The organism is Streptomyces sp. NPDC104367 (assembly GCF_055583825.1).
This window is the reverse complement of record NZ_JBVJND010000012.1, coordinates 217,984-241,145: the sequence shown is the minus strand read 5'-3', so window position 1 is coordinate 241,145 and position 23,162 is coordinate 217,984. Positions and strand designations below refer to the sequence as shown.

22 protein-coding genes and 1 tRNA gene are annotated in these 23,162 nt (G+C 71.5%); 12 read left to right on the top strand and 11 right to left on the bottom strand.

From position 1 onward, the window contains the following. Positions 1 to 52: 52 nt before the first annotated feature. The gene (locus ACZ619_RS20275; RefSeq protein WP_469600512.1) at positions 53 to 1,078 is read right to left on the bottom strand and encodes a P1 family peptidase; all 1,026 of its coding nucleotides are present in this window, start codon (positions 1,076 to 1,078) and stop codon (positions 53 to 55) included. A 40-nt stretch (positions 1,079 to 1,118) separates the two neighbouring features. Continuing rightward, entirely contained in the window at positions 1,119 to 2,357 is a 1,239-nt protein-coding gene (locus tag ACZ619_RS20270) for a low temperature requirement protein A (protein ID WP_469600510.1), read from the bottom strand. A 228-nt stretch (positions 2,358 to 2,585) separates the two neighbouring features. On the opposite strand from ACZ619_RS20270, the gene ACZ619_RS20265 reads away from it, so the two are divergent. The 3 genes from ACZ619_RS20265 (at position 2,586) to ACZ619_RS20255 (ending at position 5,238) form a co-directional block, all read left to right on the top strand. Then, a complete protein-coding gene (locus tag ACZ619_RS20265; RefSeq protein WP_469600507.1) occupies positions 2,586 to 4,112 on the top strand; it encodes a pyruvate formate lyase family protein in 1,527 nt (508 codons plus the stop codon). 12 nt (positions 4,113 to 4,124) lie between these two features. Then, a complete protein-coding gene (gene pflA / locus ACZ619_RS20260) occupies positions 4,125 to 4,943 on the top strand; it encodes a pyruvate formate-lyase-activating protein (protein ID WP_469600505.1) in 819 nt (272 codons plus the stop codon). A gap of 118 nt (positions 4,944 to 5,061) precedes the next feature. Continuing rightward, the gene (locus ACZ619_RS20255; protein WP_469600503.1) at positions 5,062 to 5,238 is read left to right on the top strand and encodes a hypothetical protein; all 177 of its coding nucleotides are present in this window, start codon (positions 5,062 to 5,064) and stop codon (positions 5,236 to 5,238) included. Between the two features lie 58 nt (positions 5,239 to 5,296). Here the strand turns inward: ACZ619_RS20255 and mscL are convergent, their stop codons facing one another. The 6 genes from mscL to ACZ619_RS20225 all read right to left on the bottom strand — a co-directional run bounded on the left by mscL (position 5,297) and on the right by ACZ619_RS20225 (position 11,164). Next, positions 5,297 to 5,773: a large conductance mechanosensitive channel protein MscL gene (gene mscL / locus ACZ619_RS20250; RefSeq protein WP_469600500.1), complete on the bottom strand. Its 477-nt coding sequence runs from the start codon at positions 5,771 to 5,773 to the stop codon at positions 5,297 to 5,299. Positions 5,774 to 5,911: 138 nt separating this feature from the next. Then, positions 5,912 to 6,487 (bottom strand): hypothetical protein, encoded by a 576-nt coding sequence (locus tag ACZ619_RS20245; protein WP_469600498.1) that lies wholly within the window; start codon positions 6,485 to 6,487, stop codon positions 5,912 to 5,914. A gap of 216 nt (positions 6,488 to 6,703) precedes the next feature. Then, positions 6,704 to 7,537 (bottom strand): S-methyl-5'-thioadenosine phosphorylase, encoded by an 834-nt coding sequence (locus ACZ619_RS20240; RefSeq protein WP_469600496.1) that lies wholly within the window; start codon positions 7,535 to 7,537, stop codon positions 6,704 to 6,706. Positions 7,538 to 7,636: 99 nt separating this feature from the next. Beyond that, the gene (locus ACZ619_RS20235; protein WP_469600494.1) at positions 7,637 to 7,972 is read right to left on the bottom strand and encodes an FmdB family zinc ribbon protein; all 336 of its coding nucleotides are present in this window, start codon (positions 7,970 to 7,972) and stop codon (positions 7,637 to 7,639) included. Between the two features lie 67 nt (positions 7,973 to 8,039). Beyond that, positions 8,040 to 9,332 (bottom strand): MFS transporter, encoded by a 1,293-nt coding sequence (locus tag ACZ619_RS20230; protein ID WP_469600492.1) that lies wholly within the window; start codon positions 9,330 to 9,332, stop codon positions 8,040 to 8,042. A 293-nt stretch (positions 9,333 to 9,625) separates the two neighbouring features. After that, positions 9,626 to 11,164 (bottom strand): potassium/proton antiporter, encoded by a 1,539-nt coding sequence (locus tag ACZ619_RS20225; RefSeq protein WP_469600641.1) that lies wholly within the window; start codon positions 11,162 to 11,164, stop codon positions 9,626 to 9,628. 260 nt (positions 11,165 to 11,424) lie between these two features. Here ACZ619_RS20225 and ACZ619_RS20220 point away from each other — a divergent pair, with 260 nt between their 5' ends. Further along, entirely contained in the window at positions 11,425 to 14,181 is a 2,757-nt protein-coding gene (locus ACZ619_RS20220) for a penicillin acylase family protein (protein WP_469600490.1), read from the top strand. 112 nt (positions 14,182 to 14,293) lie between these two features. Here the strand turns inward: ACZ619_RS20220 and ACZ619_RS20215 are convergent, their stop codons facing one another. Further along, a complete protein-coding gene (locus ACZ619_RS20215; protein ID WP_469600487.1) occupies positions 14,294 to 14,839 on the bottom strand; it encodes a 5-formyltetrahydrofolate cyclo-ligase in 546 nt (181 codons plus the stop codon). Between the two features lie 169 nt (positions 14,840 to 15,008). On the opposite strand from ACZ619_RS20215, the gene galU reads away from it, so the two are divergent. The 7 genes from galU (at position 15,009) to ACZ619_RS20180 (ending at position 20,689) form a co-directional block, all read left to right on the top strand. Beyond that, the gene (galU, locus tag ACZ619_RS20210) at positions 15,009 to 15,920 is read left to right on the top strand and encodes a UTP--glucose-1-phosphate uridylyltransferase GalU (protein WP_469600485.1); all 912 of its coding nucleotides are present in this window, start codon (positions 15,009 to 15,011) and stop codon (positions 15,918 to 15,920) included. After that, entirely contained in the window at positions 15,917 to 17,239 is a 1,323-nt protein-coding gene (gene glp, locus ACZ619_RS20205) for a molybdotransferase-like divisome protein Glp (protein ID WP_469600482.1), read from the top strand. Before galU ends, glp begins: the two co-directional genes overlap by 4 nt. A gap of 128 nt (positions 17,240 to 17,367) precedes the next feature. After that, complete coding sequence (gene moaC, locus ACZ619_RS20200; protein WP_469600479.1) at positions 17,368 to 17,847, top strand: cyclic pyranopterin monophosphate synthase MoaC; 480 nt, start codon at positions 17,368 to 17,370, stop codon at positions 17,845 to 17,847. Beyond that, complete coding sequence (locus tag ACZ619_RS20195) at positions 17,844 to 18,380, top strand: MogA/MoaB family molybdenum cofactor biosynthesis protein (RefSeq protein WP_469600476.1); 537 nt, start codon at positions 17,844 to 17,846, stop codon at positions 18,378 to 18,380. The genes moaC and ACZ619_RS20195 overlap by 4 nt, the downstream gene beginning before the upstream one ends. A 20-nt stretch (positions 18,381 to 18,400) precedes the next feature. After that, positions 18,401 to 19,072 (top strand): GNAT family N-acetyltransferase, encoded by a 672-nt coding sequence (locus tag ACZ619_RS20190; RefSeq protein ID WP_469600638.1) that lies wholly within the window; start codon positions 18,401 to 18,403, stop codon positions 19,070 to 19,072. A gap of 184 nt (positions 19,073 to 19,256) precedes the next feature. Next, positions 19,257 to 20,510, top strand: a complete 1,254-nt coding sequence (sepX, locus tag ACZ619_RS20185; protein ID WP_469600474.1) for a divisome protein SepX/GlpR — start codon at positions 19,257 to 19,259, stop codon at positions 20,508 to 20,510. 105 nt (positions 20,511 to 20,615) lie between these two features. Beyond that, positions 20,616 to 20,689: transfer RNA gene (locus ACZ619_RS20180), tRNA-Ala, on the top strand. A gap of 323 nt (positions 20,690 to 21,012) precedes the next feature. Here ACZ619_RS20180 and ACZ619_RS20175 read toward each other — a convergent pair. Beyond that, positions 21,013 to 21,489, bottom strand: coding sequence for a GNAT family N-acetyltransferase (locus ACZ619_RS20175; RefSeq protein ID WP_469600472.1), 477 nt, complete (start codon positions 21,487 to 21,489; stop codon positions 21,013 to 21,015). Between the two features lie 79 nt (positions 21,490 to 21,568). On the opposite strand from ACZ619_RS20175, the gene ACZ619_RS20170 reads away from it, so the two are divergent. Then, a complete protein-coding gene (locus tag ACZ619_RS20170) occupies positions 21,569 to 22,372 on the top strand; it encodes an exodeoxyribonuclease III (protein WP_469600470.1) in 804 nt (267 codons plus the stop codon). Between the two features lie 34 nt (positions 22,373 to 22,406). On the opposite strand, the gene ACZ619_RS20165 is transcribed toward ACZ619_RS20170, so the two are convergent. Then, positions 22,407 to 23,027: a MerR family transcriptional regulator gene (locus ACZ619_RS20165; protein WP_469600635.1), complete on the bottom strand. Its 621-nt coding sequence runs from the start codon at positions 23,025 to 23,027 to the stop codon at positions 22,407 to 22,409. Between the last annotated feature and the right edge of the window lie 135 nt (positions 23,028 to 23,162).

Here is a 23,162-nt window from a genome sequence, read left to right as displayed (position 1 = left end):
ACCGGGACAATCAGCGGGGGCGTGCGACCCTTCACGCCCGCCCCCGCGTCTCTCATCGCGCCCCGTACAGCTCCCCGTACGACGGCCACACTCCGCCCGGCCCGTCCACCGGCTCGGCGGCCCGCACCGCGCGCACGATCGCGCGCGTCACCAGGTCCGCGCCGGCCGCGAGGATCTCGTTGAGCGCGAGGGGGTTCGCGTCCAGCGGGCGCGCGCCCGTCGCCAGCGTGAACACGGTGTCCCCGTCGTGCAGCAGGTGCACCGGCCGCACGGCGCGGGCGATCCCGTCGTGCGCCGTCCCGGCGAGCTTCTGCGCCTGCGCCTTGGTGAGCTCCGCGTCGGTGGCGACCACCGCGAGCGTCGTGTTGAGCGGCGGGGGCCCGTTCTTGGAGGCGGCCTCGGCGAGCCGCCGGCGCGCGGCCTCGTGCACCCGCTCCTCCGGGTACTCCACCCGCCCCCGGAACAACTCCCCGTACAGCACCCCCGTCTCGGGATCCGTCACCGCACCGACGGCGTTGGCCACCACCAGCGCGGCCACCGTGATCCCCGAGTCCAGCACGGTGCTCGCGCTGCCCACCCCGCCCTTCAGCCCCCCGGCCACGGCGCCCGTACCCGCACCCACGCACCCCTCCGGCACCGGCGCCCCCAGCGCACTCGCCGCGGCCGCCTCGACCGCCGCGCGCCCCGTGGCCGCGTCCGGCCGGGCCCGGAAGTCCCCGCCCCGCCCCAGATCGAAGACGCAGGCGGCCGGCACCACCGGCACGACATGCGCCGGATCCGGCCCCACCCGCACCCCGCGCCCCCGCTCCTCCAGCCAGGCCATCACCCCGGACGCCGCGTCGAGCCCGTACGCGCTGCCGCCCGTGAGCACGACCGCCTCCGCCCGCTGCACCAGATTCCGTGGATCCAGCGCGTCGGTCTCCTTGGTGCCCGGACCGCCGCCGCGTACGTCCACGGCGGCGACCGCGCCGCCCTCCGGAGCGAGGACGACCGTGGTGCCGGTGAGCCAGCCGTCGCCGCTGCGGGTGGCATGTCCCACCCGCAGCCCGGCCACGTCTGTCAATGCGTCAACTGTCATGACGGCCAGTCTGGCCCAGCCGAACCCCGTTCCGAGCAGGTCAGGGGGCAGTCGCGGTGGTGTCCGCCGGGCGCTCGCGACCCGCGGCGCGCGCCGTCAGCGTCGTCCCGGTCGCCACCGCCAGCGCCGACACGAGTCCCGCCGCCGGCACCGCCCAGTCGCCCAGGAAGGTGCAGCAGACGATCAGCAGCGCCGTGACCGGCAGCACCAACTGCTGGGCGATGCCGACCTTGAAGTGCCGGGAGTGCAGCGCCCACAGGGTCAGCAGGTACAGCGCCGTCGGCAGCGTCACCGCCGCCGCGGCGGCCGGCGCCGAGAGGTGCGCCTGGCCCACCGCGTGCTCGACCGCCACCTCCAGCCCCGCGCCGATCGAGGCCGTCGACGCGAAGATCAGGTAGTGGCCGTAGCCCCACAGGAACGCCTGCCGGTTGGAGCGCAGATGCGCCTGGATCGGCACGACGAAGTAGATCCACCACGCGGAGAAGACGATCAGCAGACCGCCCGCCGCGATCGGCAGCAGCTCGGCCAGTGCGTCGTGCTCGGCCACGGCCGACTTCACCGCGACCGTCGCCGCCGCGATCGACTCGCCGAGCACGATGATCGTGAACAGCCCGTAGCGCTCGGCGATGTGGTGCGGGTGCCAGGAGGTGGCGTAGTCCTTCTCCGCGTACAGCGGCACGCACATCTCGGCGATCACCATCACCAGGAACACCCAGGCACGCGCGTGCTCCGGCAGCACCACCAGCCCGAGCCAGCCGACCAGGCACAGCAGCACCCCGCCCGCGTACCGGAGCGCCATGGTTCTCTCCGCGCCCTCGGCTCCCCGCGCGGCTCTCAGCCACTGCGCGGCCATCGCCAGCCGCATGATCAGGTACCCGAGCCAGACCGCCGTGTAGTCGTGGTCGGCGAACGCCTGCGAGACACCGGCCGCCAGCACCAGGACGCCGGCGATCTGGACCAGGGTGACGATCCGGTAGAGCACGTCGTCGTTGTCGTACGCCGAGGAGAACCAGGTGAAGTTCATCCAGGCCCACCAGATGGCGAAGAACTGCATCGCGTAGTTCAGTACACCCCCGCCCGCGTGGCCCTCCGCCACCGCGTGCACCAGCTCCACGCCGGCCTGCGCGATGGCCACCACGAAACACAGGTCGAAGAAGAGTTCGAGCGGCGAGGAGACACGGTGGGTCTCGTCACGGCCGCGCGCGGTGAGACGGCGCAGCGGCCGGAGAGGCGGGGGCGCGCCCTGGGAGGCGGGCGCCGGAGCGGAACTCGACGTCATGCTCCCCAGCACAGCAGAAAACCGCACCAAAATCTTGTGAGCGGATTCACAAGCGGAGAAGGGTCCAAAGCCCCGGCGGAACCGCCTGGTCAGACTGTGTGCGCGCCCGCGCGGACGGCCCACACCGGGACCTTCGGGCATCGATCGGGGACCAATGCCGTCCCCGAGGCGCGCGCCGGGGGCGTGCAATGGATCCGAAGCGACCGGCCGATGCGGAAGGTACGGGTCATGACTGCCACGCCTGCGGAAACCACCACTGCGACGCCTGCGGAAGAGGCGCCGCGCCGAACCCCGGAGCCCGGGGGCGTGTGGACCGGCTTCCGGGACGGCCCGTGGCGCGACGGCATCGACGTCCGCGACTTCGTCCAGCGCAACTACACCCCCTACGAGGGCGACGTCTCCTTCCTCGCCGGTCCCACCGAGCGCACCACCCGGGTCTGCGACAGGCTCCTCGCGATGTTCCCCGCCGAGAGCGAGCGCGGCATCCACGACGTCGACGTCAGGACCCCGTCCCGCATCGACGCCTTCGCGCCCGGCTACGTCGATCCCGACCTCGACCTGATCGTCGGCCTCCAGACCGACGCGCCGCTCAAGCGCGCCATCATGCCCAACGGCGGCTGGCGGATGGTGGAGAGCGCCCTCAAGGCCTACGGCCACGAGCCCGACCCCGGAATCCGCGAGATCTGCACCGTGCTCCGCAAGACCCACAACGACGGGGTCTTCGACGCCTACACCCCCGAGATCCGCGCCTGCCGCTCCTCCGGCATCATCACCGGCCTGCCCGACGCCTACGGCCGGGGCCGCATCATCGGCGACTACCGGCGCGTCGCCCTCTACGGAGTCGACCGCCTCATCGCCGCCAAGCGCGCCGACAAGGACCTCCTCGCTCTCGAACGGCCGACTGAACACGTCATCCAGGAACGCGAGGAAACCAGTGAGCAGATCCGGGCCCTCGAAGAACTCAGGGCCATGGCACTCTCCTACGGCCACGACATCTCCGGCGCCTACGAGCGCCTGGAGATGGCCCTGCACGACCGCAAGGTCCTGCGCACCATGGCGTGCGGCATCGCCGGCCTGTCCGTCGCCGCCGACTCGCTCTCCGCGATCAAGTACGCGCGCGTGAAGGCCGTCCGCGACGAGACCGGCCTCGCCGTCGACTACGTCGTCGAGGGCGACTACCCGGTGTACGGCAACAACGACGACCGGGCCGACGAACTCGCCCGCCGGATCGTCCAGGAGTTCATGGCGAAGATCCGCCGTCATCCGACGTACCGAGACGCCGTGCACACCCAGTCGGTTCTGACGATCACCTCGAACGTCGTCTACGGCAAGAAGACCGGCAACACCCCGGACGGCCGCCGCGCGGGAGAGCCCTTCGCTCCGGGCGCCAACCCCTTCAACGGGCGGGACCGGCACGGCTTCGTCGCCTCGGCGCTCTCGGTCGCCAAGCTGCCGTACGACGACGCGGAGGACGGCATCTCGCTCACCAACACCATCACCCCGGACGCCCTCGACCGCACCCCCGAGGAACGCGTCGGCAACCTCACCGGCGTCCTCGACGGCTACATGGCCTGCGGCGGCTTCCACATGAACGTCAACGTCGTCCACAGGGCGACCCTCCAGGACGCGATGGAGCACCCCGAGAAGTACCCGCAGCTGACCATCCGGGTCTCCGGCTACGCGGTCAACTTCGTCCGGCTGACGCGCGAGCAGCAGCTCGACGTCATCAACCGCACCTTCCACGGCGCGCTGTGAGGCCGGCGGACGATGACCACGCCTCCTCCGCCCGCCCCGCCGCCGGGCCGACGTCCCACCACCACGGCGGCCACCCCGGCCGTCGCGGTGACCCGGCGCCCTGCCGTGGGCTCGGTGCACTCCTGGGACCTGTCGACCGGCGTCGACGGACCGGGCACCCGCTTCGTGACCTTCCTGTCCGGCTGCCCGCTCACCTGCCTGTACTGCCACAACCCCGACACCTGGCGCATGCGCTCCGGCAGGCGCACCACGGCCGACGAGATCGTCGCCGAAGCCGGCAAGTACACGCGGTTCATCGCGGCGGCCGGCGGCGGCGCAACGGTGAGCGGGGGAGAACCGCTGCTCCAGCCGGTCTTCACCGGCGAACTGCTGAGCCGCTTCAAGCACGAGCTGGGCCTGCACACCGCCCTGGACACCTCGGGTTACCTCGGAGCCCGGGCCACCGACGCGCTGCTGCGCGACACCGACCTGGTCCTGCTCGACATCAAGTCCTGGGACCGCGCCACCTACCGGAAGGTCACCGGCCGCCCCCTGGAGCCGACCCTCGACTTCGCCCGCCGCCTGGCCGGCCTCGGCAAGGAGGTGCACGTCCGCTTCGTGCTCGTCCCGGGGCTCACCGACGACCCCGCCAACATCGAGGGCGTCGCCGCCTTCGTGGCCGGTCTCGGCAACGTCTCCCGCATCGACGTGCTGCCCTTCCACAAGCTCGGCGAGGCCAAGTGGCAGGCGCTCGGCCGCGCTTTCACCCTTCACCGCACGCCCGTCCCGACCGCCGGACAGACCGCCTTCGCCAGGGACGTCTTCACCGCCCACGGCCTGTACGCCGTGTGAGCCGCGTCCCACGGGGGACAAGGGCGGCCCGGAGGGCTCGGACGGCCAGGACGTGCGGGGCGGTGGCGGTCCAGGTGACCCGGGCGGCCCGGCGGGGCCGGAGCCGTACTCTTGAGGCATGAGCACCGCCCCCGAGCCCGAACCGCGCGCCCCGAAGCCCGCGCTGATCTTCGACGACCCGCTGGACCGGCAGTCCTCGGACGACATCGACCGCGGCTGGGGCGAGCGCCCGGAGGGCGACTCCGCGGCCGACCTCAAGCGCTTCCTCGACGAGAAGCCGCCCCACCACCTCTGAGCCGTCCACCACCTCTGAGCGGTCCGCGCGGCCGCCCGGACCGCCCGCAGGAGCGCCGCTAGCGCTCGCTGTGCCCGGATCCGCGCTGGGCGACGAGGGCGTCGCGGATCTCCTTCAGCACCTCCAGCTCGGTCACCTCGATGACCTCCTGCGTGCCTTCCTTCGCCTTCCTGCGGGCTTCCACCCGGGCCAGGTACTTCGCCATCGGCAGGACCATCAGGAAGTACACGACCGCCGCGGTGATCACGAAGGACAGCGTGGCCCCCAGGACCGAGCCCCACATGATCGGGATGCCGGTCTTCACCGTGCCGTCCGCGTTCAGCTCGCACGGCGCCTTCAGGCACGAGCTGTAGCTGTCGAGGTTCTTCGTGCCGATCGCGCCGACCAGCGGGTTGATGAGCCCCTTCACCACCGAGTTGACGATGTTCGTGAAGGCGGCGCCGATGACCACCGCGACTGCCAGATCGACGACGTTGCCGCGCATCAGGAAGGCCTTGAAGCCATGCCAGATGCTCGGTTCCTTCTTCTCGCTCACCTCGGGGACTCTCCTCACATGCACAGGGTGTGGAACAAAACGCTCCGCAACCTACGACACGATGAGGCCATCGCGCCCAATCCGGTAGCTCGAACGAGGGACTTGACAGCAAACGTCCGAGAAATTTCCCCAGGCTGTTCAGCACATCGTCACCGCCAGCCGGGCCGTGGCGCCCGCGCCGACCAACCGCGCCGCCGTGGCCCGCGGTACCGAGAGCACGACCAGGGCCCCGCTCTCCGCGGTCCCGTCGGCCGGCTCCGGCAGTTGCGTCACGCGCACCCCGCGCGCGACGACCCGGGCGTCCCCGCCCGTCGCGGAATCCTCGGCGGCGATGACGTCCACCCGGTCACCGGGGCGCAGCAGCCGCACGGTCGCCGCGTCGGCGATCCGCACCGGCGCCGTCACCATGTCCACGGGCGGTGCGTGCCGTCGTACCGGCTGAGCGGTCGGATGCTCCCGGGGCCGCTCGCCGCGCAAGTGATCGGTGGCGGTGCGTGGTCCGGCCGCGACCAGCGCCGCCGCGGTCACCGCCAGGCCGGCCGCGAGGGCCCGCCTGCGGTGCCGTAGCAGCCGTTGCAACCGGTACCGCCCGCCGCGTACGCGCACCGGGTCGAACTGCGGGACCTCGCACGTGGCGGGGGCGTCCGTGCCCAGCGGGAGCGGGGCGCGCAACGGAGGCGGGAAGGCGGGGGAGGAGGGCGGGAGGACGGACACGGGATCACCACCTGCGACGAGGAATCGGCTTGCGAGGCCACGATGAGGCCTCGCGCCGAAACGCGTCGGAGCCGGTGGGCTACTCACAGTTTGTGGACAACCGCGCCACCCGAACGAGGAGTTCCGCCGGTTTTCCACAGGGTCACAGGGTCACAGGGCCACAGGGTCGCAGGAGTTCAGGAGCCCCGGCGCCCGCCAACCGTTCCGCCACCCGTGCTACGGAAGGGAGAACCCGGGATCCATGCCGCCGAGCGCGTTCGTGCACAGGCACTCCCGCTCCGCGTTCCCGGGCAGGGCCGCCACCGCGTCGAACAGGACGCCGCGCAGCCGGTCCACGTTCGCCGCGAACACCCGCAGCACCTCGTCGTGCGAGACGCCCTCGCCGCTCTCGGCCCCCGCGTCCAGATCGGTGACCAGCGTCAACGACGAGTAGCAGAGTTCGAGTTCACGGGCGAGCGCCGCCTCCGGGTGACCCGTCATGCCCACCACGGACCAGCCCTGCGCCTGGTGCCACAACGATTCGGCACGTGTCGAGAAGCGCGGCCCCTCGATCACGACCAGCGTGCCCCCGTCCACCGGCTCCCAGTCCCGGCCGCGGGCCGCCTTCAGGGCCGCGGCCCGACCGGCGGGGCAGTAGGGGTCGGCCAGGGACACGTGCACCACGTTCGGCACGGTGCCGTCGGGCAGCGGCAGCCCGTCGAAGTAGGACTGCGCCCGGGACTTCGTACGGTCCACCAGCTGATCCGGTACGAGCAGGGTGCCCGGCCCGTACTCGGGGCGCAGGCCGCCCACCGCGCAGGGGCCGAGCACCTGGCGCACGCCGACGGAGCGCAGCGCCCAGAGGTTGGCCCGGTAGTTGATGCGGTGCGGCGGCAGATGGTGGCCGCGCCCGTGGCGGGGCAGGAACGCGACCCGGCGCCCGGCGATCTCGCCGAGGAAGAGGGAGTCGCTCGGCGGCCCGTAGGGGGTGTCGACCTGGATCTCGGTCACGTCGTCGAGGAACGAGTGGAAGCCCGAACCGCCGATTACACCGATCTCTGCGTTCGCCATGCGCAGCACACTAGCTGGCCGCCGAAGCCGTGGGAGCCGGTGCCCGGGAACACCTCGGACCCCGCCGTCGAGCGACGGCGGGGTCCGAGAGGAGGAGTCTCAGGCGGCGGAGCTGCTGGCGGAGCCCGACGAGGAAGACGTCGAGGACGACGGCTTCGAGTCGGACGACGCGGAACCCGACGAGGTGGAGCCCGACGACTTCGCGTCGGACGACGTGGAGCCCGAGGGCTTCGACGCGGGGCTGCTGCTCGACGAGGAGCCGCGGCTGTCGTTGCGGTAGAAGCCCGAGCCCTTGAAGACAATGCCGACCGCGGAGAAAACCTTCTTCAGGCGGCCACCGCAATTGGGGCACTCGGTCAGGGCGTCGTCGGTGAACTTCTGCACCGCCTCGAGGCCCTCGCCACACTCGGTGCACTGGTACTGGTAGGTCGGCACTGTCTTCCTCCTGGCACTCTCACTCGATGAGTGCTAACGACGGTCCATAGTGACGTATTCCCGTGGATCAGTCCACCGTCACCGGTACTCGGTGACCGACGCCACGTGCGACCGTGTGGTTCCGGGGCCGGGAGACGAGCATCGAACGCAGGGCCAGAAGGGTCACCAGGGCGAGCAGGGTGCCGGCCATCGGCACCAGGAATCCGGCACCTCCCCACAGGCGGTCCTCCAGCTGCCCGGCGACCGTGACGGCGGCCGCCTGGCCGAGCGCCACCGCGCCGGTCAGCCAGGTGAACGCCTCCGTGCGGGAGCCGGCCGGCACCAGGTCCTCGACCAGCGTGTAGCCGGTGATCAGGGCGGGCGCGATGCACATTCCGACCAGCAGGCCGAGGCCGGCCAGCACGAGCACGGAGTGGGACGTCCACAGCGCCGAAGCGGTCAGCGCGAGCGCCGCGTACCCGACGACCAGGCGATGGTGCGGGGCGGCCCGCCAGGCGATCGCGCCGCAGACGATGCCCGAGAGCATGTTCCCCGCGGCGAAGGTGCCGTACAGCACCCCGTTCAGGCCGGGCTCGCCGATCGACTCGGTGAACGCCGCGAGCGAGACCTGCATGCCCCCGAAGACGGACCCGATGCCCAGGAAGGCCACGGCCAGCACGCGCACGCCCGGGACGCGGAGCGCGGAGGCGTGCTGCGCGCGCGCGTGGCCGCTGTCGGTCACCACCGGCTGGGTGCCCTTCTGGGCGGCGAACAGCAGACCGCCGACCAGCGTCAGCGCGGCCTCCGTGACCAGGCCGGCGGCCGGCGTCACCGTCGTGCACAGGGCGGTCGCCAGCAGCGGGCCGAAGACGAAGGTGAGCTCGTCCGTGACGGACTCGAAGGCGGCGGCCGTGGACATCAGGGGCGAGTCCTGGAGCTTCACGCCCCAGCGGGCGCGCACCATGGGGCCGACCTGCGGCACCGAGGCGCCGGTCGGCACGGCCGCCGCGAACAGCGCCCACAGGGGCGCGTGCGCCAGCGCGAGCGCCGTCAGGGTGAGACCCGACACCGCGTGCACCAGCACTCCGGGGACCAGCACCGCGCGCTGGCCGCGGCGGTCGGCCAGGCGGCCGCTGTAGGGCGCGAACAGCGCCATGGAGACACCGGTGACCGCCGCGGCGGCGCCCGCCGCGCCGTACGAGCCGGTCGTGTGCTGCACGAGCAGCACGATGGAGATGGTGAGCATCGCGAACGGCTGGCGCGCCGCGAAACCGGGGAGCAGGAACGTCCAGGCGCCGCGCGTGCGCAGCAGCTGTCCGTATCCCGGGCGGGACGGCGTCGCCGAGTCCTTCGACGGCTCGGTGGTGACCGTGGATGCCACGGCCCGTGCCTTTCTGCCGCCTGGTAGCGCGCCCGTGCGGGGGGCGCCGAGAGCTGTCCTCTTGCGCGGAACTGCGGTAGATACCGGCGTCCACTGCGAGGAGTGATCCGGCCGCCATACGGTCGCGCCAGCTCTGCGTCAGGCAGAGTTGGTTCGATCAGGTGCTTTCATCGTACAGGGGGCAAGGTCCCGTACACCTGTGAAAACGGGCACCACGGGGGTCGTTCACCTGGGATTGGTGAGGGTGTGAAACGTCCGAAACGCGCCCTTAACGTGCGCCGTGCGCCGTGCGCTCAGCGCCCCGACCCGGAGCTCGCGCCCGAACCCGCTCCCGCGCCCGTCGTCCCGTTCGTGCCCAGCCAGCCGGCCAGCTTGCCCCCGTGCCCGATCGCGCGCAGGCGCTGCTCCGCGGCGTCCCGTACCGGGTCGGTGGCGACCACCAGCAGCTCGTCCCCGCGCCGCAGCACGGTCGTGGGCAGCGGGACGAAGGACTTCGCCTCGCGGACGACCAGGGTGACGGCGGCGCCGGCGGGCAGCCGCAGCTCGTTGACCTCTACGCCGTGCATGCGCGAGCCCTCGGGGATCGAGACGGACAGCAGGTGCCCGCGCAGCCGCTCCAGGGGCGCGGACTCGATGCCGAGGTCGGCGGCCTCCGGGCCCTTGCCGAGCCGCAGCTTGCGCGCGACCCAGGGCAGCGTCGGACCCTGGACGAGGGTGTAGACGACGACCAGGACGAAGACGACGTTGAAGATGCGGCGGCTGGCGTCGACGCCGTTCACCATCGGGATCGTCGCCAGGATGATGGGGACCGCGCCGCGCAGTCCGGCCCAGGACATCAGGGTCTGCTCCCGCCAGGGCACGCGGAACGGCGTGAGGCTCGCGATCACGCTCAGCGGCCGCGCCACCATGGTGAGCACCAGCCCGATGACGAGCGCGGGCCAGACGTCGTCGCCGAGCTCGTGCGGGGTGACCAGCAGGCCGAGCAGGACGAACATGCCGATCTGGGCGATCCAGCCGAGCCCCTCGGCGAAGCCGCGCGTGGCGGGCCAGTGCGGCAGCCTGGCGTTGCCGAGCACCATGGAGGCGAGGTAGACGGCGAGGAAGCCGCTGCCGTGCGCCAGCGCGCCCGCGGCGTACGCGGTGACCGCGATGGCCATCACGGCGATCGGGTAGAGGCCCGAGGCGGGCAGGGCGACGTGCCTGAGGCCCCAGGAGCCGAGCAGGCCGACCGCGAGGCCGATGGCCGCGCCGATGGCCAGTTCCATCGCTATCTCGCCCAGCAGGACGTACCAGTGCTCGACCGGACCGGCCGTGGAGAAGGCGACGACCAGGATGACCACCGGGGCGTCGTTGAAGCCGGACTCCGCCTCCAGCGTGCCCGTCACGCGCGCGGGCAGCGGAATGCGCCGGAGGACCGAGAAGACCGCCGCCGCGTCCGTCGAGGACACCACCGCTCCGATGATGAGCGCCTGCCGCCACTCCAGCCCGACCAGGTAGTGGGCGCCCGCCGCGGTGACGCCGACGCTCACCCCGACCCCTACGAGGGCGAGCACGGAGGCCGAGGCCAGGACCGGTTCGACCTCCTTCCACTTCGTGCCGAGACCGCCCTCGGCCAGGATCACGACCAGGGCCGCGTACCCGATGACCTGGGTCAGCTCGGCGTTGCTGAAGTGGATGTCGCCGATGCCGTCCTGGCCCATGAGGACGCCGATCCCCAGGTACACGAGCAGGCTGGGGAGCCCGCTGCGCGAGGAGATCCGGACGGCCGCGACGGCGACGAGCAGGACCAGGGAGCAGACGAGCAGGAGCTGGTTGAGGTGGTGGACAGTCAGTGGCGGTTCCCTTCCTTGGCTCGCGCGCGGAAGACGCGGAAGCTCACGTACACAAGACCCGAGGCTGCGACACTTCGCACCCTAGTTACTTCGTTACCTTACCTAACTCTTGACGCTTTCTTGACGCTTCCCCCGGCAAGATCGAACGTCCGTGCGCGCTGGTTCCCTACTCCGCGTCAAGTCGCGTAGGGCCCTGCGCCTATGGTTGCTCCAGCACTCCAGGACCGCCTGCCGCTCGCGTTAGGACAGCAAGGACAGCGATGCCCCCCAACACCACCGCCACAACGGGTGACAAGCCCGGCAAGTCCGGCAGGAAGAAGGGGCGCAAAGCCCGCCTGATCGTGCTGGTGCTCGTCCTGGCCATCATCGGAGGCATCGCCTACGGGTCTTACTGGTCGATCAGCACGGTCCGCGCGTCCTTCCCGCAGACCAAGGGTTCGATCACGCTCGAAGGCCTCTCCGGGCCCGTGACCGTGAAGCGCGACAGCTACGGGATCCCGCAGATCTACGCCTCGACCGACGCGGACCTGTTCATGGCGCAGGGCTACGTCCAGGCGCAGGACCGGTTCTACGAGATGGACGTGCGCCGTCACATGACGGCCGGACGCCTGTCCGAGATGTTCGGCAAGAGCCAGGTCAAGAACGACGAGTTCCTGCGCACCCTGGGCTGGGACCGGGTCGCGAAGAAGGAGTACGACACCAAGCTGTCGGCCTCCACGAAGAAGTACCTCCAGGCCTACTCCAAGGGAGTCAACGCCTACCTCGCCGGCAAGGACGGCAAGGACATCTCCCTGGAGTACGCGGCCCTAGGGTTCACCAACGACTACAAGCCCGAGCAGTGGACCCCCGTCGACTCGGTCGCCTGGCTGAAGGCGATGGCCTGGGACCTGCGCGGCAACATGCAGGACGAGATCGACCGCGCCCTGATGACCAGCCGCCTCGGCCCGCAGCAGATCAAGGACCTCTACCCGGACTACCCGTACAGCCGCAACAAGGCGATCGTCCAGGAGGGGCAGTACGACGAGCTCACCAAGACGTTCGAGCAGAGCGGCTCCACAAGCGGCTCCGGGACCTCGACGGGCACGACCGGCTCCTCCACCTCGTCGTCCACCGGTTCGGCGCTCACAAGCCAGCTGGCGGGCCTCTACAACCTCCTGGACGACGTCCCCACGGCCGTCGGCGTGAACGGCCAGGGCATCGGCTCCAACTCCTGGGTCGTCGCGGGCAAGTACACGATCACCGGCAAGCCGCTGCTCGCCAACGACCCGCACCTGTCGGCGTCGCTGCCGTCCGTCTGGTACCAGATGGGCCTGCACTGCACGACGGTCTCCAGCAAGTGCCAGTACGACGTGACCGGCTACACCTTCGCCGGCATGCCGGGCGTGATCATCGGCCACAACGCCGACATCGCCTGGGGCATGACCAACTCCGGGGTCGACGTCACCGACCTCTACCTGGAGAAGCTCTCCGGCGAGGGCTACCTCTACGACGGCAAGGTCAAGCCCTTCACGACCCGCGAGGAGACCATCAAGGTCGCCGGCGGCGCCTCCAAGAAGATCGTCGTCCGCGAGACCAACAACGGCCCCCTCCTGTCCGACCGCGACGACGAACTCGTCCAGGTCGGCAAGAAGGCCAGCGTCGACACCGCGGCGCCCGACCGAGGCGACGGCTACGGCATCGCGCTGAGATGGACCGCCCTGGACCCGGGCACCTCCATGGACGCCGTCTTCGCCATCGACAAGGCCTCCGACTGGAGCGAGTTCCGCGACGCCGCCGCCCTGTTCGACGTGCCCTCGCAGAACCTGATCTACGCCGACACCAAGAACAACATCGGCTACACGCTCCCGGGCAAGATCCCCACGCGCTCCTCGGCCGACGACGGCTCGATCCCGGCGCCGGGCTGGGACTCCAAGTACCGGTGGACCGGCTACATCAAGCAGAACGAGCTGCCCTACGAGTACAACCCGGAGCGCGGCTACATCGTCACCGCCAACCAGGCCGTGGTCGACAAGGACAAGTACCCCTACACGCTCACCACGGACTGGGGCTACGGCACCCGCAGCCAGCGCATCACCGACCTGATCGAGTCGAAGATCAAGGACGGCGGCAAGATCTCCACCGACGACATGCGGCAGATGCAGCTGGACAACAGCAGCGAGATCGCCAAGCTGCTCGTGCCCAAGCTGCTGAAGCTCAACCTCGACGACAAGGACGTGCGCGAGGCCCAGAAGCTGCTGGAGGGCTGGGACTACACCCAGGACTCCGACTCGGCGGCGGCCGCCTACTTCAACGCGGTCTGGCGCAACGTCCTCAAGCTCGCCTTCGGCAACAAGCTGCCCAAGGAGCTGCGGGTCAAGGGCCAGTGCCTGTGGGTGGACAAGATCGACAGCACCGGCCCGGTCGACGACGACACCAAGGTGCGCGAGTGCGGTGAGCGCGACGCCGACCAGGCCCAGCCGGACGGCGGCGACCGCTGGTTCGAGGTGGTCCGCAACCTCATGAACGATCCGAACAGCGACTGGTGGAAGACGTCGGCCTCGGGCACCCGCCCCAAGGCCGACAACATGAACGAGCTGTTCCGGCGCGCCATGATCGACGCCCGCTGGGAGCTGACCGCCAAGCTCGGCAAGGACATCGACACCTGGAGCTGGGGCCGGCTGCACCGCCTGTTCCTCAAGAACCAGACCCTGGGCACCGACGGTCCGAGCATCCTCCAGTACGTCCTCAACCGGGGCCCCTGGAAGCTCAGCGGCGGCGAGGCCACGGTGAACGCGACCGGCTGGAACGCCGCCGGCGGCTACGGCGTCGTCTGGGTTCCCTCCATGCGGATGGTCGTCAACCTCGCCGACCTCGACAAATCCAAGTGGATCAACCTCACCGGCGCCTCCGGCCACGCCTTCAGCGCCCACTACACGGACCAGACGGGCAAGTGGGTCGCCGGCGAACTGCTCTCGTGGTCGTTCTCCGACAAGGCGGTCGACAACAGCACGAGCGACACCCTCGTCCTGAAGCCGTGAACCGCTGACCGCACCCGGCTGAAATGGCCCTCCACGCACGCGTGGAGGGCCATTTCGCGTGAGAGCGGCTCCGGCCGCCGGGGGAGGAATGCTGCCTGAGGGGCGACCCGGCTCAGGGGCTCGTGAACCGGCGCGCGCCCGACGGCGTCACCACCGCGTGGACCGGCCGGTCGTGCGCCTCCGCGGGCACGTGCTCGACGACCTCCGCGTCGTAGAGCAGCACCATGAGCGCGGGGCGCGCGCCCGCGTTCGCCAGGCGTGCCAGTACGCGGTCGTACGAGCCTCCGCCGCGCCCCAGACGCATGCCGCGCGCGTCCACCGCGAGCCCCGGCAGCAGCACGACGTCGGCGGAGAGTACGGCCTCCGGCCCCAGGCGTTCGCCCGAGGGCTCGAAGAGCGCCATCTTCCCGCCGTGTTGGACGCGCGCGAGGGAACCCTCCCCGGCGTACGCGCCCCAGTCCAGGTCGTTGTCCGGCAGGAGCGCGGGGAGAAGGACGCGCACACCCCGCGCGACCAGCGCGTCCAGCAGCGGGAGCGTGCCCGGCTCGTTCCCGACGGAGACGTACGCCGCCACCGTTCGCGCACCCGCCAGCTCGGGAAGCCGCAGCGCGTGCCCGGCCAGCGCGTCGCCCGCCTCCCTGACGACATCCGTCGTCAATCTGTTCCTCACTCCGAGGAATTCTCGCCGCAACGTTCGCTTGTCACTCTCGGCCTCGGATCCGCCTTGCTCCACAGGTCGTTCCCGCACCCTTCTCAATCTGCTCATATGAGTGCCAATTAACCAGAGCCTCAGATTCTTCACAAAGGCACCGGATAAGGTTGCGGACATGACTCAGTCGCACCCCAGGATCAGCAAGGCTGTCATCCCCGCGGCAGGCCTCGGCACCCGGTTCCTCCCGGCGACCAAGGCCACTCCCAAGGAGATGCTGCCGGTCGTCGACAAGCCGGCGATCCAGTACGTGGTCGAGGAGGCCGTGTCGGCGGGGCTCGACGACGTCCTCATGATCACCGGACGCAACAAGCGTCCCCTCGAAGACCACTTCGACCGCAACTACGAGCTGGAGTCGGCCCTTCAGAAGAAGGGCGACGCGAGCCGGCTCGCCAAGGTCCAGGAGTCCAGCGACCTGGCCACGATGCACTACGTCCGCCAGGGCGACCCCAGGGGTCTCGGTCACGCCGTGCTGTGCGCGGCGCCGCACGTGGGCCACGAGCCGTTCGCCGTCCTGCTCGGCGACGACCTGATCGACCCCCGCGACCCGCTCCTCCAGCGCATGATCGAGGTCCAGGAGCAGCACGGCGGCAGCGTGATCGCGCTCATGGAGGTCGCCCCCGAGCAGATCCACCTCTACGGCTGCGCGGCCGTGGAGGCCACCGCCGACGGCGACGTCGTCAAGGTGACCGGCCTGGTCGAGAAGCCGGACGCGGCGGACGCCCCGTCCCACTACTCGGTCATCGGCCGCTACGTCCTCGACCCGCACGTCTTCGACATACTGCGGCGCACCGAGCCCGGCCGCGGCGGCGAGATCCAGCTGACCGACGCCCTCCAGCAGCTGGCCCAGGACGAGAAGGTCGGCGGCCCCGTGCACGGCGTCGTCTTCAAGGGCCGCCGCTATGACACCGGAGACCGCGGCGACTATCTGCGTGCCATTGTCAGGCTCGCGTGCGAACGTGAAGACCTGGGCCCGGACTTCCGGACCTGGCTTCGCAGTTACGTAGCCGAGGAGATGCAACAGAGTTGAGCAACACCGCGACCCGCCCCGCCGGCCCGGACCACCTGTGGTCGGTGGACGAGCACCTGGAGGACGTCCTCGCCGCAGTCCGGCCCCTGGAACCCATCGAACTGCAACTCCTCGATGCCCAGGGCTGCGTCCTCGTCGACGACGTCATGGTGCCGGTCTCGCTGCCGCCGTTCGACAACAGCTCCATGGACGGGTACGCGGTAAGGGTCGCGGACGTGGCGGGCGCGAGCGAGGAGTTCCCGGCCGTCCTGGAGGTCGTCGGGGACGTCGCGGCGGGCGCGGCGGAGCTCACCCCGGTCGGTCCGGGCCAGGCCGTCCGGATCATGACCGGCGCCCCGCTGCCGCCCGGCGCCGAGGCCGTCGTCCCCGTGGAGTGGACCGACGGCGGACTCGGCGGGGGACCGGTCGGCGGGATGCGGGCGCGCAGCCTGGCGCCCGAGGGCGCCGAAGGACACGTGCGCGTGCACCGCCCGGCCGAGGCACGCGCGCACGTGCGCGCGGTCGGCAGCGACGTACGGGCGGGCGACCGGGCCCTGGAGGCGGGTACCGTCCTCGGCCCGCCGCAGATCGGACTGCTCGCCGCGATCGGCCGCGGCACGGTCCGCGTGCGCCCGCGCCCGCGCGTGGTCGTCCTGTCCACCGGCAGCGAACTCGTCCAGCCCGACGAGGCACTGGCCGGCGGCCAGATCTACGACTCCAACAGCTTCGCCCTCACCGCCGCCGCCCGGGACGCGGGCGCCATCGCCTACCGGGTGGGCGCCGTCGTCGACGACGCCGAGACCCTCCGGGCCACCATCGAGGACCAGCTCGTCCGCGCCGACCTGCTGGTCACCACCGGAGGGGTGAGCGTCGGGGCGTACGACGTCGTCAAGGAAGCGCTGTCGCACGTCGGCGACGAGGACGAGGCGGGCAGCGGGATCGACTTCCGCAAGCTCGCCATGCAGCCCGGCAAGCCCCAGGGCTTCGGCTCCATCGGACCCGACCACACACCACTGCTGGCCCTGCCCGGCAACCCCGTGTCGTCGTACGTCTCCTTCGAACTGTTCGTCCGCCCCGCCATCCGCACCCTGATGGGCCTCACGGACGTCCACCGGCCCCGCGTCACCGCGACGCTCAGGGCGGAGCGGGCGCTCGGCTCGCCCAAGGGGCGCAGGCAGTTCCTGCGCGGGGCGTACGCCGACGGCGAGGTGACCGCCGTGGGCGGCGCAGGCTCCCACCTGGTCGCGGCCCTGGCCCACGCCGACGCGCTGATCGTCGTACCCGAGGACGTGGAGTCCGTCGAGCCCGGCACCGAGGTCGAGGTCGTCCTCCTCGGCTGAGCCACGCGCGCGTGCCGCCCGCCGGACGGTCCTGCGCGATGGGGCGCGCCTGCTTGGCGGTACCGTGTCGCGCACAGCAGGCCCGAGCTCCGCATCGCGACGGGCCCGGACGGGGAGCGCCACACAGCATGAGTACGCCAGACCGACTGACGCACATCGACGACGCGGGCGCCGCCCGCATGGTCGACGTATCCGGCAAGGACGTGACCGCGCGCACCGCCCGTGCCAGCGGACGCGTCCTCGTCTCGCCCCGCGTGGTCGAGCTGCTGCGCGGCGAGGGCGTCCCCAAGGGCGACGCCCTGGCCACCGCGCGTATCGCGGGCATCATGGGCGCCAAACGGACGCCGGATCTGATCCCGCTGTGTCACCCCTTGGCGGTCTCCGGTGTGAAACTGGATCTGTCGGTCGCGGACGACGCCGTGGAGATCGTGGCCACGGTGAGGACGACCGACCGCACGGGTGTCGAGATGGAGGCGCTCACCGCGGTCTCCGTCGCCGCGCTCACCGTGATCGACATGGTCAAGGCGGTCGACAAGGGAGCGGTCATCACGGACGTACGCGTGGAGGAGAAGACGGGCGGCAAGTCGGGCGACTGGAGCCGGGCGTGAACGGCGTGCCGTCCGCCGGTGGTGCGACGCGCGCGCCGTATCGCGCGCTGGTCGTGACCGCCTCCAACCGTGCCGCCGCCGGTGTGTACGAGGACAGGGGCGGTCCGTTGATCGCGGCGGGCCTGGCGGGTCTCGGGTTCGCCGTGGACGGGCCGCGGGTCGTGCCCGACGGCGATCCCGTGGCGGCGGCACTGCGCGTGGGCGTCGAGGCCGGATACGACGTGGTCGTCACCACCGGGGGCACCGGGATCTCGCCCACCGACCGCACCCCGGAGGCCACCCGCGCGGTGATCGACTACGAGGTGCCGGGCATCGCGGAGGCCGTCCGCGCGTTCGGACGGGAGAAGGTGCCCACCGCCGCACTCTCCCGGGGCCTGGCCGGAGTGGCGGGCCGGACACTGATCGTCAACCTTCCGGGCTCCACCGGCGGGGTGAGGGACGGGCTTGCCGTCCTGGAGCCCCTGCTGGCGCACGCCGTCGAGCAGATCCGCGGCGGAGACCATCCCGGACCCAGCAGTGGGGGTGCGAGCTGAACAGCCCATCCTGGCCCGTGGTGCTGGTGGACGGCGATGTCGTCCTCCGGCCCATAAGGCTGCGCGACCAGCGGGCCTGGCGCGAGGTCAACCGGCGCAACCGCGACTGGCTGCGCCCCTGGGAGGCGACCATCCCGCCGCCCACGCCCAGCGGGCCGATCGTGCACCGGCCGACCTACCGGCAGATGGTCCGGCACCTGCGGTCCGAGGCGAACGCGGGCCGGATGCTGCCGTTCGTCATCGAGTACCAGGGGCGGCTGGTGGGGCAGTTGACGGTCGCCGGAATCACCTGGGGGTCGATGTGCTCGGGGCACGTCGGTTACTGGGTGGACCAGTCGGTGGCCGGCCGCGGGGTGATGCCGACGGCCGTCGCGCTCGTCGTGGACCACTGCTTCCGCACGGTCGGTCTGCACCGCATCGAGGTCTGCATTCGCCCCGAGAACCGGCCCAGCCGCCGGGTCGTGGAGAAACTCGGATTCCGCGAGGAGGGGCTGCGGCCGCGTTATCTGCACATCGACGGGGCCTGGCGCGACCACATGGTCTTCGCGCTGACCGCGGAGGAGGTGCCGGAGGGGCTGCTCGGCCGCTGGCAGCGGGAACGCTCCCACGGCGCCTCGGCGAAGACACCCGGTACGTCGGGCGCACCGAACGCGTCCCGCAATGCGCACAACACCCCGGGTAATCCCGGCTAGCCGAGGAAATTGAATAAGTGTTCGAAATTGATCGATCGGCGACCGTCTCGGGGCATTGAATTCGCGCCTCCGGCGGCCTGCTGATCGCATCGGTCACAAAAAAGCTCGAAATATCAGCCAGATCGTGCGACACACCGACGCAATTGGCAGATGGCCCCACGCAAACCCCTCTACCGTGTGAGGCGTGAGCAGCAGCGGCCTCATCTACGCAGTCATTGTCGGGGCCTGGGCCGCCTACTTGGTGCCGATGTGGCTCCGTAGGCAGGACGAGCTGAACGAGGCCCGTCCGACGGAACGCTTCAGCACCGCCATCCGGCTGCTGTCCGGACGGGCGGGTATGGAGCGTCGGTACGCCAGGGACCTGCGGGCGCGCTCCACCTCGGAGGGGGAGCAGGACGCCGGTGATCCGGACGCCGTCACCGACTCGGTGGACGTCCGGGCCTTCGCCATGCCCCCGACCCGCCGTCAGGCCCGGGCGGACGTGGAACCGGAGGCGCCCGGGCGCCAGGAACCGGCGCGCGACCAGGTGGTCGCGCCGGCGGCCAAGTCCCCGTCCGCACCGGCACGTCAGGCGGGCGGCACGTCCGCCCCGGCATCAGCTTCGGCGTCCGCCTCCGTCTCCGCGTCGGCGCGCAAACGCGTCCCGGCCGCGAGGCGCACGCCCTCGGATCAGGCGGCCGCGGCGCGAGCCCGGCGCACGAAGGCGCTCGCGCGCCGTCGGCGCACCACCGTCATGCTCTTCCTCGCGTTCACGCTGGGCGCGATCGTCGCCGCCGTCGGGGGGCTCGCGTTCCTGTGGGCGCCGGGGGTGCCCGCGGTCATGCTCAGCGCGTACATCGCCTACCTGCGCACGCAGGAGCGCCGGCGCTTCGCCTTCCACATGGACCGGCGTCAGGCCGAGGTCGCCGCACAGCGGCTCCGGGAGCGCCAGCCGCGGCGGCGCGCGCCCCTCGACGCGGGTGCCGTCGCCGACGAACCGGACGAGGGACCAGTGGCCGAAACCGACCCCGGCCTGTCCGCACTCGCCGCCGACCGCCGCGCCCTCGTTGAGCAGACCGACCACGCGGAGTGGGTCGACCAGCAGCGCGAGCGGCAGCGCCGGCCCGGGCACGGGGACAGCTGGGACCCGGTGCCGGTGCCGCTGCCGACGTACGTGACCGCGCCGGTCGCGCCGCGGGCCACCTCCGACGTGGACCTGGGAGCGCCCGACGCGTGGAGTTCGGCGCGGTCCAGTTCCGTCGCGCCGGAGCAGGAGGCCAAGCCGGCGGCGCCGGAGGCCGAGGAGGACGAGGCGGCGCCCGCCGCCGAGGACAAGTCGGCGGACGGCAAGAGCGACGCGCGCCGCGCGGCCTCCGCACGCCGGGCACGTGAGCGCGGCCGCACGCCGCTCTTCGACCAGTACGAGGACGGCGACCGTCCTCGTGCCGCCAACGAGTGACGGGCGCAGGGGGCGGGGTGCCCAGGCCGGGACCCCGCTCCTGACCAGTCAGGGAACGGATTTCCAAGCACCCCGACGGGGATGCTAGAGTTTCACTCGTTGCAAGGGCCTGTGGCGCAGTCCGGTAGCGCACCTCGTTCGCATCGAGGGGGCCAGGGGTTCGAATCCCCTCAGGTCCACTGCACGACAAGATCCCGGCGATCATGATGATCGCTCGGGATCTTTGTCGTTCTCCGGGCCGCTGCAAGGGCGTTCGGCAGGAGCGGGGTGCCGGGTCCTGCCGGCCGGCCTCGATCGCCTCGTGGCGGCGGCGGCCGCCTGACGCACCGCCTTGTCGGCGACGCGCAAGGCCGGGCGGCCATCTGGGCGGCTTGGTGCAGCAGTTGGGGCCAGCGCTGCGGGGCAGGGGCTGCCCAGGTGCGAACTCCGCGTCGTGGTTGCCCTCCGGACCGTGCCGCCCACCCGGCTGGCCCAGTCGGGCAGGGCGGTGCGCCGGGGCCCTCTACAGGGCCTTCGCGTAGCAGCGGCTCGACTCGTAGTGACGGTAGTAGCCGAACTTGGCGCACGGTTCGTAGCCGCTGGAGGTGTACAGGGCGATGGCCTCCGGCTGCTCGGTGCCCGTCTCCAGGACCATCCGGGCGCGGCCGGCCGCGCGGGCGTCGTCCTCCAGGGCCGTGAGCATCCGGCGGGCCAGGCCACGGCCGCGCGCCTCCGGGATGACGAACATGCGCTTGAGCTCCGCGTCGCCGTCCTCGTTGCCCTCGCCGTTCTCGTCCTGGCTGCGCCAGCCGCCGGTGGCCACGGGCCGGTCGGACTCGTCGTAGGCGATCAGGTAGACGCCGTTCGGCGGTTCGAAGTCGGTCGGGTCGAGGACCGTGGCGTCGCCGCCGTCGCCGTAGCGGACGTGGTACTCGGCCTGGACCTCGTCGTTCAGCTTCACGGCGTCGGGGTGGTCGAAGGGGACACGGCGTATGTTCATGTGGGCCATCGTATTTTCGTGCGGGCGGCGACGCGGGTGGGCATCCGGACTCCGTCCAGTGTGCCGGTAGTGTGCCCTGGTGCTGACTGTGACCTCGGTGAATGTGAACGGGCTGCGGGCCGCCGCGAAGAAGGGCTTCGTGGAGTGGCTCGCGGAGACTTCCGCGGATGTGATCTGTCTCCAGGAGGTGCGCGCCGAGCCGAAGCAGCTCCCGGAAGAGGTGCGCGCGCCTGGCGCGTGGCATGTCGTGCACGCCCCCGCTGCCGCCAAGGGGCGCGCGGGCGTCTCCCTGTACACCCGGCGTGAGCCGGATCGCGTGCGGATCGGCTTCGGGTCGGACGAGTTCGACACGAGCGGGCGCTACGTCGAGGCGGACCTGCCCGGCGTCACCGTCGCCTCGCTCTACCTCCCCTCCGGCGAGGTCGGCACCGAGCGGCAGGACGAGAAGGTCCGGTTCATGGGCGAGTTCCTCGCCCACCTGAAGGAGCTGCGCGAGCGGGCCGCCGCCGACGGGCGCGAGGTCGTCGTCTGCGGCGACTGGAACATCGCCCACCGCCAGGCCGACCTGAAGAACTGGCGCGGCAACACCAAGAACTCCGGCTTCCTCCCCGAGGAGCGCGAGTGGCTCGGCAGCGTTCTCGACCCGGCCGACGGCGGGTACGTCGACGTCGTGCGCGCCCTGCACCCGGACGCCGAGGGGCCGTACTCCTGGTGGTCGTACCGCGGGCGGGCCTTCGACAACGACTCGGGCTGGCGCATCGACTACCAGATGGCCACGCCCGGGCTCGCCGGCAAGGCGGTCAAGGGGTTCGTGGAGCGCGCGGCCACGCACGGGGAGCGCTGGTCCGACCACGCGCCGGTCACCGTCGTGTACGACCTCTGACCGCGCCCGGCGCGGCCACGGGCGCTCCCGCCGGCTAGGTCTGCTTGCGCAGCCGGCGGTCCAGGGCCAGGGAGACCTCCGCCTCCACCACGCTCCGGGCCAGCGGGCGCAGGCGCTCCAGGTCCTCCTCGGGGCCGTGGCGCAGGACGAGGGCGGCGAAGAGTTCGGCGAGCGCGTCGGCGTGCTCGCGCACGCTCCGGCCGGCCGCAAGCACCTCCGCGAGCGGGAAGCCCTCGCGGACCAGGGCCTCGGAGGCGTCCAGCAGACGGCGGCTGATGTGGACGATCTCGTCGCCGTCGGTGCCCAGGTAGCCGAGTTCCATCGCGGCGGCGAGGTTCTCCGGGGTGACCTCGCCCTCGAAGCGGGTGGCGAGCTCCTCCGGGGTGAGCCGGACCGGCTCCTCCTCGGTGGGGGTGTCCACGCCGAGCAGTTCGGCGACGTCCCGGCCGTGGTCGAAGGCCTCCGCCAGCTCGGCGATGCCGTTGAGCGTGTGACCGCGCTCCAGGAGGGCCGAGATCGTCCGCAGCCGGGCCAGGTGATGGTCGTCGTACCAGGCGATACGGCCCTCGCGGCGCGGTGGCGGGATCAGCTTGCGCTCGCGGTAGAAGCGCAGCGTGCGCACGGTGATGCCGGCCAGTCCCGCCAGTTCCTCCATGCGGTACTCGCGCGGTCCGCCGGGCCGTCCGCTCTGTTCGAGGGGCCGGTCACGGTCCGTGGAGCTGCTTCGTCCGCCGTCTTCTGCCACGTGCGCAGCCTATGTTGTACCGCCGGTAACTTTCCCCCGCCCGAC

Bases quoted from the DNA above. Each gene is read 5' to 3' on its own strand.
- ACZ619_RS20165 (WP_469600635.1), bottom strand. From the start codon at position 23,027: ATGGAGGAACTGGCGGGACTGGCCGGCATCACCGTGCGCACGCTGCGC.
- galU (WP_469600485.1), top strand. From the start codon at position 15,009: ATGACTCAGTCGCACCCCAGGATCAGCAAGGCTGTCATCCCCGCGGCA.
- ACZ619_RS20255 (WP_469600503.1), top strand. From the start codon at position 5,062: ATGAGCACCGCCCCCGAGCCCGAACCGCGCGCCCCGAAGCCCGCGCTG.
- ACZ619_RS20265 (WP_469600507.1), top strand. From the start codon at position 2,586: ATGACTGCCACGCCTGCGGAAACCACCACTGCGACGCCTGCGGAAGAG.
- ACZ619_RS20275 (WP_469600512.1), bottom strand. From the start codon at position 1,078: ATGACAGTTGACGCATTGACAGACGTGGCCGGGCTGCGGGTGGGACAT.
- pflA (WP_469600505.1), top strand. From the start codon at position 4,125: ATGACCACGCCTCCTCCGCCCGCCCCGCCGCCGGGCCGACGTCCCACC.
- ACZ619_RS20220 (WP_469600490.1), top strand. From the start codon at position 11,425: ATGCCCCCCAACACCACCGCCACAACGGGTGACAAGCCCGGCAAGTCC.
- ACZ619_RS20240 (WP_469600496.1), bottom strand. From the start codon at position 7,537: ATGGCGAACGCAGAGATCGGTGTAATCGGCGGTTCGGGCTTCCACTCG.
- ACZ619_RS20270 (WP_469600510.1), bottom strand. From the start codon at position 2,357: ATGACGTCGAGTTCCGCTCCGGCGCCCGCCTCCCAGGGCGCGCCCCCG.
- moaC (WP_469600479.1), top strand. From the start codon at position 17,368: ATGAGTACGCCAGACCGACTGACGCACATCGACGACGCGGGCGCCGCC.
- ACZ619_RS20175 (WP_469600472.1), bottom strand. From the start codon at position 21,489: ATGAACATACGCCGTGTCCCCTTCGACCACCCCGACGCCGTGAAGCTG.